The 13409-nt window shown below is 50.1% G+C and carries 14 protein-coding genes; 4 read left to right on the forward strand and 10 right to left on the reverse strand.

What is annotated here, in order from left to right; all coding sequences use genetic code 11:
* Window positions 1–70 precede the first annotated feature (70 nt).
* From C4F37_RS05210 to fliF, 6 genes are read right to left on the reverse strand one after another with little or no spacing between them, the layout of a single operon-like run.
* On the reverse strand, window positions 71–1198 hold the full coding sequence (locus C4F37_RS05210) for a flagellar hook-length control protein FliK (protein WP_001773943.1): 1128 nt from the start codon (window positions 1196–1198) through the stop codon (window positions 71–73).
* On the reverse strand, window positions 1195–1638 hold the full coding sequence (gene fliJ, locus C4F37_RS05215; protein WP_000807584.1) for a flagellar export protein FliJ: 444 nt from the start codon (window positions 1636–1638) through the stop codon (window positions 1195–1197). The genes C4F37_RS05210 and fliJ overlap by 4 nt, the downstream gene beginning before the upstream one ends.
* 18 nt (window positions 1639–1656) lie before the next feature.
* Window positions 1657–3030, reverse strand: coding sequence for a flagellar protein export ATPase FliI (fliI, locus tag C4F37_RS05220; protein ID WP_000213277.1), 1374 nt, complete (start codon window positions 3028–3030; stop codon window positions 1657–1659).
* On the reverse strand, window positions 3030–3716 hold the full coding sequence (fliH, locus tag C4F37_RS05225; protein ID WP_001773942.1) for a flagellar assembly protein FliH: 687 nt from the start codon (window positions 3714–3716) through the stop codon (window positions 3030–3032). The genes fliI and fliH overlap by 1 nt, the downstream gene beginning before the upstream one ends.
* On the reverse strand, window positions 3709–4704 hold the full coding sequence (gene fliG, locus C4F37_RS05230) for a flagellar motor switch protein FliG (RefSeq protein WP_000067950.1): 996 nt from the start codon (window positions 4702–4704) through the stop codon (window positions 3709–3711). Before fliG ends, fliH begins: the two co-directional genes overlap by 8 nt.
* Entirely contained in the window at window positions 4697–6355 is a 1659-nt protein-coding gene (gene fliF, locus C4F37_RS05235) for a flagellar basal-body MS-ring/collar protein FliF (RefSeq protein ID WP_001557051.1), read from the reverse strand. Before fliF ends, fliG begins: the two co-directional genes overlap by 8 nt.
* Window positions 6356–6569: 214 nt before the next feature.
* On the opposite strand from fliF, the gene fliE reads away from it, so the two are divergent.
* From fliE to C4F37_RS05265, 4 genes are all read left to right on the forward strand, one after another.
* Window positions 6570–6884 (forward strand): flagellar hook-basal body complex protein FliE, encoded by a 315-nt coding sequence (gene fliE, locus C4F37_RS05240; protein WP_001274301.1) that lies wholly within the window; start codon window positions 6570–6572, stop codon window positions 6882–6884.
* Window positions 6885–7228: 344 nt separating this feature from the next.
* The gene (emrE, locus tag C4F37_RS05255) at window positions 7229–7561 is read left to right on the forward strand and encodes a multidrug efflux SMR transporter EmrE (protein WP_001070440.1); all 333 of its coding nucleotides are present in this window, start codon (window positions 7229–7231) and stop codon (window positions 7559–7561) included.
* 168 nt (window positions 7562–7729) lie between these two features.
* Window positions 7730–8281 (forward strand): Raf kinase inhibitor-like protein YbcL, encoded by a 552-nt coding sequence (gene ybcL, locus C4F37_RS05260; protein ID WP_001313946.1) that lies wholly within the window; start codon window positions 7730–7732, stop codon window positions 8279–8281.
* A gap of 9 nt (window positions 8282–8290) precedes the next feature.
* Complete coding sequence (locus tag C4F37_RS05265) at window positions 8291–9088, forward strand: helix-turn-helix transcriptional regulator (protein ID WP_000879821.1); 798 nt, start codon at window positions 8291–8293, stop codon at window positions 9086–9088.
* Window positions 9089–9589: 501 nt separating this feature from the next.
* Here C4F37_RS05265 and ompC read toward each other — a convergent pair.
* From ompC to yedE, 4 genes are all read right to left on the reverse strand, one after another.
* Entirely contained in the window at window positions 9590–10672 is a 1083-nt protein-coding gene (ompC, locus tag C4F37_RS05275) for a porin OmpC (RefSeq protein ID WP_000737290.1), read from the reverse strand.
* A 513-nt stretch (window positions 10673–11185) separates the two neighbouring features.
* The gene (locus C4F37_RS05285; RefSeq protein WP_001538888.1) at window positions 11186–11854 is read right to left on the reverse strand and encodes an SOS response-associated peptidase; all 669 of its coding nucleotides are present in this window, start codon (window positions 11852–11854) and stop codon (window positions 11186–11188) included.
* A gap of 108 nt (window positions 11855–11962) precedes the next feature.
* Window positions 11963–12196, reverse strand: a complete 234-nt coding sequence (gene yedF, locus C4F37_RS05290) for a sulfurtransferase-like selenium metabolism protein YedF (RefSeq protein WP_000790504.1) — start codon at window positions 12194–12196, stop codon at window positions 11963–11965.
* A complete protein-coding gene (gene yedE / locus C4F37_RS05295; protein WP_000118896.1) occupies window positions 12193–13398 on the reverse strand; it encodes a selenium metabolism membrane protein YedE/FdhT in 1206 nt (401 codons plus the stop codon). The genes yedF and yedE overlap by 4 nt, the downstream gene beginning before the upstream one ends.
* Between the last annotated feature and the right edge of the window lie 11 nt (window positions 13399–13409).

Below are 13409 nucleotides of genomic sequence, written 5' to 3' on the forward strand. Positions count from 1 at the left end.
GGCTAATTATCCTGCGTCTTGAGCGCAACAAAGCGGGGAAAAGACGCGGATTACGGTGCTACCTCTGACGTTAGGCGAAAATATCAACGCCGCTGTTACCTGTTACACGCCCTTGTAAAGAGACGGGAACCAGAAGCGTATCGTCATCTTCCCCCGCCAGAGGTTCATGGTTTGCTGTGCGTTGGCTTTGCTGTTGCTGGGAAGCGGCCTGCTGCTGACCACTAAAGCTTTCGCCACTAATGTTGCTTTGCCCTAACTGAATGCCACTTTCGGCCAGCTGCGTACGCAGTACCGGCAGCGCTGCTTCCAGGGCGGCGCGTACGTGCTGATGCGGTGAAATCATCTGGATCTGCGCCTGGTTATCATCCACTTTGAGGGAAATTTGCACTTCACCTAAATCCTGTGGGTGCAGACGCAACTCTGCACTTTGTTGCCCCTGGCGGGTGAACAGCGAAATATGCTGGCTTAATGATTGTTGCCATTCGTGAGAACCCAGCGGTGCACTCAAAACAGGCGCGGCGACGGTGGGCAGTGGCTGTGTCTGGTGTGGAGTGATTAGCGGGCTGGCGTCAGCGGTCACCGGCGAAGGCGTGCTGATGACTTCCGCTTTACTCTGGGCTTCTGCTACCAGCGGTGTTAATGGCTGAGCTGGGGTGCCGGGGGCGTCATCAGGCTGTGCTGTAGTGAGTTGCGCAGAAGTCAGTTTTGTGAAGAGCGTTGGTTTCTCTGCCGGTAACACGGTTGACGGTGCATCAGTCACTTTGGGCGTATTGTCAAAACCCGGCAACATCGCAAAAAGGGCGCTCAGGCTTGCGGTGACGTCTTCATTAAGATCATCCGCTTTTTCGTCTTTTGTCGTATTTTTGTCAGCCACCGCAGCCAACGTCATCGTCTGAGCGGTGGTTAACGGTGTTGATGTGGATTGTTCGTCGTTGATGACAGGCAGTGTTTCATCCACGGGGATCAGTAAATCCGCTTGTTGCGCGTCGGAAACAATATCGCTGATCAGCGGCTCGCCTTTTGTCGTGGGCTTATCTGTTGCTACCAGCAACTGGGGGGCCGCTTTGTCGGTAGTTGTCTCGCCTGCTAATGCTTCGCTCAACAACGCGAGAAAATCTTGTGCAGCATCGCTGGCTTTGCCGCCAGGCAATGTGGTGGTGTCAACGTTGGCGGTAATCAAGGGCGCTAAGCGAATCATTCAGGTTTCCTCATGGCGGCGCGCTGGGCGAACTCATCCATCTTTTTCTGATCGAGGCGGTTTTCTGCAAGCAGTGCCGCCGTGGATTGCCGTTCCTGCAGTGTCTGCCAGGCCTGCAAACGTTGTTTCTTTTCTCGCCAGCTGTTCAGGGCAATGTCAACTTTCTGTGTCCACTGATTAAGTTGCTGGCGATGCTGAGTAATGGCTTTTTCCAGCGTCTGGATAAACTGCTGATAGTTGATCCAGCGGTTGCTGGTCATCCCGGCACTCATATCGCTATTGAGGTTATTGCGATATTCATTCTGATAATCGATCAGCATTTTGAGCTGTTCTTCCGCCTGCTGACATCCGCGACGCATTTCACCCAGCAGGCGAGCGGCATCCTCTACCTCTTTTTCTGCCAGATCTTTCAGGGTCGCCAGCGCACCATGTTCCGCCATCTGCCGTTATCTCCTGGGTTATGACACTGTCGGGAAAATACGCTCCAGCCCCTGGAGAGACGCTTCCCAGTCCGCGCGTTCAAAAATGCCTTGTTGCAAATAGCCCTCCAGCTGCGGCCACAGGGCGATGGCTTTATCGAGCATCGGATCGCTGCCTTTGGCATACGCGCCGACGCTAACCAGATCGCGGTTACGCTGAAAACTCGACAACAGCTGTTTGAAGGTGCGCACTCGCGCGTAATGTTGCTCACTGATCAACGCCGTCATTGCGCGACTGATCGACGCTTCAATATCGATAGCCGGATAGTGCCCGGCTTCCGCCAGTCGGCGAGACAGCACAATGTGACCGTCGAGGATTGCCCGCGCGGAGTCAGCAATGGGGTCCTGCTGGTCATCGCCTTCGGTGAGCACGGTATAAAACGCGGTAATCGAGCCGCCGCCGCTAATGCCATTACCGGCACGCTCGACCAGTGCCGGTAATTTGGCAAACACCGACGGTGGATAACCTTTAGTGGCAGGTGGTTCGCCAATCGCCAGCGCAATTTCACGCTGGGCCATCGCGTAGCGGGTGAGGGAGTCCATAATCAGCAACACATGCTGACCACGATCGCGAAAATCTTCGGCAATGCGCGTGGCGTAGGCGGCACCCTGCATTCGCAGGAGCGGAGAAACATCCGCCGGAGCGGCAATCACCACTGAGCGTGCACGCCCTTCGGCACCGAGGATATTCTCAATAAAATCTTTTACTTCGCGCCCTCGTTCACCAATCAAACCCACGACAATGACATCGGCGCGGGTGTAACGGGCCATCATCCCCAGCAGCACACTTTTACCAACGCCGGACCCGGCAAACAGCCCCATACGCTGCCCGCGTCCGACGGTAAGCAGGGCATTGATTGGGCGCACGCCGGTGTCCAGCACATGTTCAATCGGTGTACGTTGCAACGGGTTAAATGGCGGGGTAATCAGCGCACCGGTTTCCGTCGTATCGGGGAAGGGCAGGCCATCGAGCGGTTTACCGCTACCGTCCAGAACACGACCTAATAACGCCGGACCGAGCGGCAACTGCTTGCCGCTTTGCAGCCCTTCTGCCGAAATGTTTTTGGCATATACACGCGCGCCGGGCAGGACACCTTCCACTTCCTCCAGCGGCATTAAAAACAGCCGTTGACCGTTAAAGCCAACGACTTCGCTTTCTACTTCGTGCGTTTCGCTGCCGTTCTGGCGCTCAATGACACAGGTTGCGCCGAGCGGCAATTGTAATCCGGTGGCTTCCAGCACCAGCCCGGTAGCGCGGGTTAATCGCCCATAGCGACGTACCGCAGGCAACTGCGCCATTTTGGCTTCAAAGTTATCCAGCGTGGTTAGCCAGCGAGTCAGGCGCGTGGTCATTACACCACTCCTGGTGCTGCCAGACGGCAGAGTTCTTGCCAGCGGGTGGCGACACTGGCGTCGAGATCGCCTTCATCGGCGGAGACTTTACAGCCGCCAGGATGGAGGGTGGGATCGCCCCGCAAGCGCCAGCCATGCAAACTTAAGGTTGCGCCGAGCATATCATCCACACGTTGCAGATCATCCGGGTGCACGCGCAGCTGTGGTTTACCGCTGAATAACGGTTCTTGCTGCAACAACTGTTGGATCTGTTTGATCAGTGCCGAGTTATCCACCGTTGGCGTCTGACCTATGACCTGACGTGCTGCCTCCAGCGCCATCTGCATCAGGCGCGACGCTATCACACTATCAAGCGCATCAAGGGTAGTTTGAAATTCGCTGACCAGTTGCTGCATCCGGGCATGAATTGGCGCTTGTTGAGACTTCGCCTCTGCCAGACCTTGCTCCAGCCCCTGGGCCAGTCCTTCCTGATAGCCCTGTTCGTGACCTTGCTGGCGACCTTCGGCAATCCCCGCCTGATAACCCTGCTCGTGGGCCTGCATTTGCAGTTGCGCCAGTTGCTGCTCAAGGCTGGGTTCGGCCTCTTCAATAATGGTTTCTTCCGACTCGACCATTGGCACAAACTCTGCCGGTGGTGGCGCGAGATCGTCCAGCGTCCAGGTTTTCCACGGCAGATTATCAGACATAGGTATCCTCGCCGCTGCCAATCACCATCTCGCCAGTTTCGGCAAGACGGCGCACAATCAGCAGAATCGCTTTCTGTTCGTTTTCGACCTGCGACAGACGCACCGGACCACGGTTGGCGAGATCGTCGCGCAGAATATCGGCGGCACGCTGCGACATATTGCGCAGGAATTTCTCGCGCAGTGGCTGCTCGGCCCCTTTCAGCGCGATCAACAGCGATTCGGAATCCACTTCCTGCAACAGACGCTGAATGCTGCGATCATCGACATCCACCAGATTCTCGAACAGGAACATCTCGTCGATGATTTTCTGCGCCAGCTCGCCGTCGAATTCACGCACGGCGGTAATAACGGCTTCTTCCTGCTGCGTTTTCATCAGGTTGATAATTTCGGCTGCCGTTCTCACGCCGCCCATTTTGCTGCGCTTGAGATTCTGACCGTCGAGCAAGCCATTCAGTACTTCGGTCAGTTCGGCCAGCGCGGCTGGCTGCACGCCGCCAAAGGTGGCGATACGCAACATCACGTCGTGGCGCAGACGTTCATCGAACAACGCCAGAATATCGGCGGCCTGGGCGCGCTTCAGATGCACCAGAATGGTGGCGATAATTTGCGGATGCTCATCGCGAATCAGATCGGCGGCGCTCTGCGGCTCCATAAAGTTGAGCGTTTCAATACCGCTGGCGGTATCGCGGGTTTCGAGAATATCTTCCAGCAGGCTGGCGGCACGTTCTTCACCCAGAGCTTTGACCAATACCGAACGCAGATAATCGTTGGCGTTGATATTCAGTGCGGCAAACTGTTCAGCTTCTTGCTCAAACTCCGCCAGCACATCGGTTAGCTGCTTGTTGGAGATCTGCGTGACGTTCGCCATTGCAGCGCTCAGGGTTTGCACTTCGCGCTGGGAGAGGTGCTTGAACACCTCTGCCGCCCGGTCTTCGCCAATGGTCATCAGCAGGATGACGCTTTTATCGGTGCCTGTCAGGTTACTCATGATCGTTATTTATCCACTGGCGAATGACCAGCGCCACCACGCGCGGATCGTTATCAGACATTTCACGGATACGCTGGCTCATGACTTCTGCCCCCAGTCGTTGGTTAGCGCGCCGTTGTTGGAGTTGTTCGTCTTTGCTCAGACGGACTTCCACCGCATCTTCCACTTCCTCGCGGGCCTGCGCCTGTTGCTGCACAGTCTTCACCGCCTCGGCGCGACGTGTTAGCTGCGGGCGTACCGCTTTCCGCCACAGCAACCACGCCACCAGCAGTACCAGCAACCAGCGACCGGCAGCCAGCAACTGATCGATAAACACTTGCTGTTGCCAGAACGGCAGTGCTCCGCCGCTTTCGTCACTGCTATTGAACGGCGAGTTAACAACATTGAGCGAATCACCGCGTTTTTCAGAAAAGCCCATCGCCTCGCGGGTCAGAGCTTCAATTTGCTTCATCTGTTCGTTGCTGAGAGGCAATGGTTTACCGTCTGGCAAGGTTTTGTAATTCACCACTACCGCGACTGACAGACGTTGCACATCGCCCACGTTCATTTTGGTATGACGAATGGTGCGATCGACTTCGTAGTTACTGGTTTCATTCCGCTGTGTGCTACGCGGCCCACTATTGCTGGTGGTGCTCGACTGCTGCTGGCGGTTATTTTGATTTGTCGGAGGCGTGCTGATTGGCGCGTTATTCGCAGGTGCCGGTTGATTCGACAACGCCCCCGGTACGCCGCCCGGATAACCGGAACCGCTTTGCTCGCTCTCATTAAGCTGGCGTGAACGAAGCGCCGCATGAGATTCATCACCGTTAGGGCGATACTGTTCTTCCGTTTGTTCTTTACTGGCGAAGTCCAGTTGCGCCGTGACCTGGGCGTGAATATTACCGTTACCAACAATAGGCGACAGGATCGCTTCAATACGCCGCTGAATACGGCCTTCGACATCGCTGGCATATTTCAACTGAGCGTCATTAAGATCGCGCCCGCTGGTATTGGACTGGGTTAACAGATGCCCGCCCTGATCCACCAGCGTGACGTTTCCCGGCGGCAGACCAGCAACCGCGCTGGAAACCAGATGTACAATAGCGCTAATTTGCCCTTCATCGAGTGCGCGGCCGGGTAACAGATTTACCGTCACCGATGCAGAAGGGGATTTTTGTTCACGGACGAATAAAGACGGTTTCGGCATTGCCAGATGTACGCGCGCCCCTTTTACCGGGCCGATAGTTTCGATGGTACGAGAAAGCTCGCCTTCCAGCGCCCGCTGATAATTCACCTGTTCGCTGAACTGGCTGATACCAAACTTTTCCTGATCGAGCAGTTCGAAACCGACCGCGCCGCCTTTGGGCAAACCTTGTTGCGCCAGGCGCAGGCGCAGTTCGTGAACTTTATCTGCCGGAACCTCAATAGCGCCGCTGGCTTCGCTGAAGCGGTAAGGAATATTCATTTGCGTCAGTTGGCTGACAATTGCGCCACCATCCTGATCGGAAAGATTGCTGAATAATGTGCGGTAGTCGGGGGCTTTCGCCCACAGGATCAGTGCGACCATGACCGCCACTGCCGCGGAACCGGTAACAATCAATGGAATTTTCGGATTCGCACGCAGGCGATTAAGCCACTCAAGAGATTTTGTCTGGGCTGCAGTCGCATTCATCGCGCACCTCGTGGCTGATTATGGACGGCGTTATTGGCAAAGTGGAACAAGACTCACTCCCGGGTCAGCAAACTCGAAAAATTGACGCTCCCATTATTTGTGCTTTCGTTTTTTTCTATCCGCCAATAAACCCGTTTTTTTGTTGCTATTTAGCGCCTTTGTCTTATTGACTTACTGGTAGGCTTTGCTACCAGAAATTATCCGGGAGACGAAAATGTCAGCGATACAGGGGATTGAAGGGGTTATCAGCCAGTTACAGGCTACGGCGATGAGTGCGCGTGCGCAGGAATCACTGCCGCAACCGACCATTAGTTTTGCCGGGCAGCTGCACGCCGCGCTCGATCGCATAAGCGATACACAAACAGTCGCCCGCACGCAGGCAGAAAAATTCACCCTCGGTGAACCCGGCGTGGCGCTAAACGATGTGATGACCGATATGCAAAAAGCCTCAGTTTCTATGCAAATGGGGATTCAGGTGCGTAATAAGCTGGTGGCGGCGTATCAGGAAGTGATGTCCATGCAGGTGTAGGTTGTGTAACCTGTTGACTATGCTTGTTTAATTATATCCGATCCCACAGCGTGGGGCATGGATGGGGCAAACTCACTCAATTTCTGGTTTAAAATGGATACCTGATCCTGGTTGTTTTCTGCCATCCACGATCCGTAAACGCGATAACATGTTTTGTCTTCGCTTTGCTCCCAGGAAGAGTGAACTCATTCGTTAGCCTGGGGTTCCTTCTGATCATTATTGTTCCTGCCTTTATCTCTTGCCACGCCAGAGCCCCCTGGATACACATACACCAGGATGAAAACGGTGAGTTGTGTTCAAACTGTAGTACAATTCTCTCCAGTATGAACAGGAAAGAATATGCTATGAACCCTTATATTTATCTTGGTGGCGCAATACTTGCAGAGGTCATTGGTACAACCTTAATGAAGTTTTCAGAGGGATTTACACGGTTATGGCCCTCTGTTGGCACAATTATTTGCTATTGTGCATCATTCTGGTTATTAGCTCAGACGCTGGCTTATATACCTACAGGGATTGCTTATGCTATCTGGTCAGGAGTCGGTATCGTTCTGATTAGTTTGCTTTCCTGGGGATTTTTTGGTCAACGACTGGACCTGCCAGCTATCATAGGCATGATGTTGATTTGTGCCGGTGTGTTAGTCATTAACTTGTTGTCACGAAGTGCACCGCATTAAAAAATAATTATCCTTGAGATAACAGGAATCTGATTTGTGCATATTATGGCTAATGTTCGGGGCACCTTTATAATTATGATTGCATTTGCGCGATCATTGCGCCTTTATGCATAATGAGATCAAGGCACATCAAATAAAATAACGATAGGTCACAACAATGAGGTTTTTATGAAAAAACTTATCGTTTCAAGTGTATTGGCATTCATAACATTTTCTGCGCAGGCCGCAGCATTTCAGGTCACTAGTAATGAAATAAAAACAGGAGAGCAACTTACAACGTCTCATGTATTTTCTGGATTTGGGTGTGAAGGGGGTAATACATCGCCCTCATTAACCTGGTCTGGTGCTCCTGAAGGCACCAAAAGCTTTGCCGTAACTGTGTATGATCCAGATGCTCCTACAGGCAGTGGATGGTGGCACTGGACTGTTGCTAATATTCCAGCAACTGTAACATATTTGCCCACTGATGCAGGAAGACGTGATGGTACAAAACTTCCGACTGGTGCTGTTCAAGGCCGAAATGATTTTGGTTATGCAGGATTTGGTGGAGCATGTCCTCCCAAAGGAGATAAACCCCATCATTACCAGTTTAAAGTATGGGCTCTAAAAACTGATAAGATTCCTGTGGATTCTAATTCCAGCGGAGCGTTAGTTGGTTATATGCTTAATGCCAATAAAATTGCAACCGCTGAGATAACACCAGTTTATGAGATAAAGTAGGGTAAGAGTATGCTGGCAAAAGATAAGTCTAACCTAAAGATTGAAGAAATACGGATGCATAAACATCATGAGATTCACAGGGTTAAGCCTCTTATGCCAGCTTTATGTCGTATCCGTCAGGGAAAAAAAGTTATCAATTGGGAGACGCATAGTCTAACTGTTGATAATAATCAGATAATATTATTTCCCTGTGGATATGAATTTTATATTGCGAATTATCCAGAAGCAGGTCTTTATCTTGCAGAAATGCTTTATTATCCCATTGATCTAATTGAAAAGTTTCAAAAATTTTATGCGATAACTGATCAAATTCGTAACACGACAGGTTTCTGCTTACCTCAGAACCCCGAGTTAATATATTGTTGGGAGCAACTAAAAACATCTATTTTCCGAGGCTTCTCAACGCAAATTCAGGAACACTTAGCAATGGGCGTTCTACTTTCATTAGGAGCACATCATGTTAATTGTTTACTTTTATCAGATAGTAAACAATCATTAATAAGTCGTTGTTATAACCTAATGCTATCCGAACCTGGAACAAAATGGACAGCAAACAAGGTAGCGAGATATCTCTACATTTCTGTTTCCACATTGCATCGCCGTCTGGCAAGCGAGGGAATAAGTTTTCAAAGTATATTGGACGACGTGAGGTTAAATAATGCGTTGTCTGCTATACAAACGACAGTAAAACCCATCAGCGAGATTGCCAGGGAAAATGGTTACAAGTGTCCTTCTCGTTTTACTGAAAGGTTCCATAATCGTTTTAAGATAACACCAAGAGAGCTAAGAAAAGCGTCCAGAGAGTAAAAGTATTTTATGAAGGAGCAACAGCATCGATTTTTATTTTGGAAAATAAATACGGCATACTCAACCTATTGGAGCCTGAACAATCCGGTGACTTCTGCGCTAATCGGGGACGTTTATAAGCACATATAATTGATACTATCTTCCTTCATCACAATTTCAGAAATGCACGTGTGATTTTTTTGCATCCGGCGTTTGGACTATGTGGAGTTCAAGAGTGGGAAAGTTACAAGAGGTTGAGGGGATAATTAAAGGGATGCTTATGACATTAGATATCCGGTTAGGTACGGATATCGTTGTTATTAAATCTAATTGATACGTTAATTGTTCACTGAGTATTATTAAAAATGGGGCGTTGAAACGCCCCAGAAAATAAAGGGTAATATATAACAGAAGGTTTATATAGTCAGAAGCAAGATAGTGCTTCTAAGGAAAGTGGCTTGAGGGCGCCACTTATATGTTGGGGAGGCAAAGCCTCCCACAACATATCTTTGAGTAATCAGATTAGAACTGGTAAACCAATCCTACAGCAACGATATCATCGGTAGCAACGCCAGATGCTTTCGTGAAATCGCTCTTATCAATCAGGTTGATTTTGTAATCAACAAAAGTGGACATATTTTTGTTGAAGTAATAGGTTGCACCTACATCAATATATTCAACCAGGTCCTGATCACCCCACGCACCCAAGTCTTTTCCTTTAGATTGCAGGTAAGCAACGGACGGACGCAGACCGAAGTCGAACTGATATTGTGCAACTACTTCGAAGTTTTGTGCTTTGTTGGCAATATGGTTATTACCAAAAACAGTCATGTTCTGGGTTTCAGAATAGGTGGTAGCCAGATAGATGTTGTTCGCATCATATTTCAGACCAGCTGCCCATACTTCAGCATTTTGACCAGATGCATTCAGGCTGTTGTTACCGTAGATAACCTGATCATTAGTGCGGTCAGATTTAGCATAGGTTGCACCTACACCGAATCCTTCATACTCATAAGTAGTGGAGAAACCGAAACCATCACCGTTAGCTTCAGTTACGTCAGTGCGGTCATTTTTACCCTGATACTGAGCAGCAAAGTTCAGACCATCAACCAGACCAAAGAAGTCGTTGTTACGATAGGTTGCAACACCTGTGGTGCGACCAGTCATGAACACATCTGTTTGGGTCCAGGTATCGCCACCGAATTCTGGCAGAACGTCGGTCCATGCACCGATATCGTATGCTACACCGTAGTTACGGCCATAATCGATGGAGCCGTAGTCACCGAATTTCAGGCCAGCGAAGGCAAGACGGGTTTTATCTTTGGAAGAACCTTGAGATTCAGCACGGTTGCCTTTGAATTCATATTCCCACTGACCGAAACCAGTCAGTTGATCGTTGATTTGAGTTTCGCCTTTGAAGCCCAGACGAACATAAGTTGTGTCGCCATCATCTGCATCGTTAGAAGAGAAGTAGTGCTTAGCATTAACTTTTCCGTACAGATCCAGCTTGTTACTGTCTTTATTGTAAATCTCTGCTGCCTGAGCAGACATCGCCATCAGTACTGATGCAGCTACAGCAGAAATTGCCACTGTTAATTTTTTCATCGTGAGCCCTTTTATTTGAACTATTATTTAAAAATGATGTCACTGCACTACAAATATTCATCTAATCAATGAGATTATTTCAAGATGTAAGTTTTAGTTTCTCATTTAAATTGTGAAGTAGATCCCTATTTTTATCTGAACTGTTTCTATTGCACACAATGCATGACTATTTTGTGAACGAATATAAATTTGGTAGTCAAATTATATTAAAGGTTGTTATTTATGTTTGACTCATAATTTATTTTTTTAATTTAAATAGCCTAAAAATAACCATGGAAATTATTTGCATGATATTTGTTTAGATTTATTAATGTAATTGAGGTGGTTTTATTTAATACGCAATATAGCGCCGCTTGATATTAGTTCTATTTTTTTTTGCGTAAGATAGATGAGACAAACTGAGACGCATAATGGTTTGCAAGGCTCTAATACTTTGATGTTGAGGATGTGATGGGGCATGTACGGGGCATAGTACAATGATGTCCATCCAGGTGTAGATAATCTCCAGGCTTATCAAACAGGTTGAATTAACTCCGCGCCCTGGTTTTTAACATTACCCACCGCGCACGATACCGGGTGCCAGGTGAACTGGTTTGCTGGAACACAGCCACTGGCAGCAATTTCAGAGGCTTCTTTACCGCTAATCTCTTGCCGCATCCATTCCCGTGCAGCTTCTGGCGACAGTACCAGCGGGCGGCGGTCATGAATATCTACCAGACCCTGGTCTGCTGCTGCAGTGACAATTAAAAATCCTTCGGCTTCGTCACCGCGCTCAAACGGTGTGCTACCTATCGCGGCTATAAAAACAGGTTGTCCATCTGCGCGATAGATAAAATAAGGCTGTTTTTTGTCGCCTTCTTTTTTCCACTCAAACCAGCCATCGGCAAAGCAGATTGCCCGACCATGTTGCCAGAGCGGTTTAAACATGCGACTGGTTGCGGCAGTTTCTACGCGGGCGTTAATCAGCGGCGGTTTATCCCACCCTCCGGGAGCATATCCCCAGAAAACCGGATCCAGATGAAGGTGTTCATCACGTTCACTGAGCAGAAGGACTTTGGTTCCCGGCGCGACGTTGTATCTGCCAATAGGTTCGGGATCGTAGGGAATATCGCGTTCAATATCTTCCGCGAGAAGCGCAAGGTAATCTTCACGCGTTTGGGATTGAGCAAAGCGTCCACACATAGAAACCTCCTGAGGTCACACTGAAAAGAATAGGAGAGGGGGCGGGTAAAATCTATGTGATAGAGAGGTAATGATGTTCCCGCTGTGGGCCACAGCGGGAATGAGGGATTACTTCTGAATTAAATAACGAATGGTCGGCCCGTCTTGCTGAATATCCAGCACCGTATAGCCGTGATTACGCGCATCCAGTGGAATATTATTGATCGACTGCGGACAGTCGCTCACCACTTCCAGGATCTCCCCTTTTTTTAACTGCGGCATCGCCTCAAGGGTTGCGACTGCCGGATAAGGGCAGGGTTCACCCACCATATCAAGACGGTAATCAGGAACGATATTTTTCATGCGATCTCCTTAGCAATCTGCGGTGCCGCACGGCGGAAGAAGCGTTTTTCCCAGCCGATAATCAACATTAGAGCTGCAAACAACAGCAAATATGTCACCAGCAGGCCGCCCATCGGGCCAAAGGTTTTCAGGAGGTTGATTTTGTCCCAGTCGGTGGCCAGCGCCGGAGCGAAATCATCCCAGTAATACGCCAGAATCGTTGAGCCGATCACGTTGCCCAGACCGACCCACCAGTAGTGCACCTGGCCTTCTACCGCGCGGTACATCCAGCCGGTTTCGCAGCCGCCTGCCAGCACGATGCCAAAACCAAACAGTAAACCACCAATTACCGCGTTTGGTCCCGCCCACATGATTTTGGGTTCAACGCCTAACTGTACGTAACTGAAGATCCCGATGGCACTTACCGCCATACCGATAATGATTGCTTTCGCCATATGGGTACGTCCGGTGATCCACATATCGCGGAACGCCGAAGTAAAGCAGATTTGCGCACGTTCAATCAGTAAACCAAAGCCGACGCCAAACAGCATTGCCAGCCCCAGTTTGGGCTGGTTCATCGCCGTCAGCAGCGCCCAGCCCAGCATGCCGAAAAAGACCAGCATCCCGAGACGAAAACGACGCCGCGCCTGATCCGGTTTTTGCGTCAACGGTGAGGCAGCAGAAACTTTCTGCATTTTCACGGGAATACGGAAGATGGGCAGCAGGGTAAAGCGCGCGCCAAACCATGAACCAATGGCAGTGGCGATGGCAAAGAACCAGGCGTGCAGCGAGAACTGTGGAATTCCGGTAAAGAACGCCGCCAGGTTACAGCCCATTGCCAGACGTGCGCCAAAACCGGCGATAATACCGCCAATGATGGCCTGCATAATGCGGATACGGCTGCGCGGCATGCGCAGTTTGACATTGTTGGCCCACAGCGCTGCGGCAAAACAGCCGCCAAACATACCGAGGATCATCATTCCGTCGATGCGGGTTAATGGCGATCCTTCCAGATGGATAATTTTAAAATAACCCCACTCTTCAGCATGGACGCCAAACAGCTGCAAAAGCTGACCGCCCCAACGGGTAAATTCACCCGTGACTGCCCAAAATGTGCCAGTGATGCCAAAATAGTAAGTGGAGAGAATACCCGCCGCGATGACCGCAGGGATGGGTGCCCAGAATTTAATCAACCAGGCGTGTTTGAATTGCTGCCATGACATGAATGTAGCCT

It is taken from the genome of Escherichia sp. R1, from assembly GCF_003000935.1.
Taxonomy (GTDB): Bacteria; Pseudomonadota; Gammaproteobacteria; order Enterobacterales; family Enterobacteriaceae; genus Escherichia; species Escherichia coli.